The organism is Clostridium sp. CTA-7 (assembly GCF_054768095.1).
Map to the genome: position 1 here is coordinate 1 of NZ_BAAAAV010000035.1, position 368 is coordinate 368.

Genomic DNA, 368 nt, shown 5'->3' on the forward strand with positions numbered 1-368 from the left:
AACCTACGAATACCGCAGTCAAAGTGCGGTGCCTTACCGCTTGGCGATATCCCAGCGTATGGGGTGAACGATGGGACTCGAACCCACGACAACCAGTGCCACAAACTGGCGCTCTACCAACTGAACTACGTTCACCATAATGGTGCGTGTTAAGAGATTCGAACTCCTGGCCCACGCCTTAGAAGGGCGTTGCTCTATCCAGCTGAGCTAAACACGCGTATTGGAGCGGGTGATGAGAATCGAACTCACGTAACTTGCTTGGAAGGCAAGGGCTCTACCATTGAGCTACACCCGCATATTGGAGCGAAAGACGGGACTCGAACCCGCAACATTCACCTTGGCAAGGTGACGCTCTACCATTGAGCCAC

Annotated in this window: 3 tRNA genes; all 3 read right to left on the bottom strand. The window is 53.5% G+C overall.

Going from position 1 to position 368, the window contains the following annotated elements:
- Window positions 1-59 precede the first annotated feature (59 nt).
- Window positions 60-135, bottom strand: a tRNA-His gene (locus ACYUEX_RS18760).
- A 5-nt stretch (window positions 136-140) separates the two neighbouring features.
- Window positions 141-217, bottom strand: a tRNA-Arg gene (locus tag ACYUEX_RS18765).
- A 4-nt stretch (window positions 218-221) separates the two neighbouring features.
- Window positions 222-295, bottom strand: a tRNA-Gly gene (locus ACYUEX_RS18770).
- Window positions 296-368: the final 73 nt, after the last annotated feature.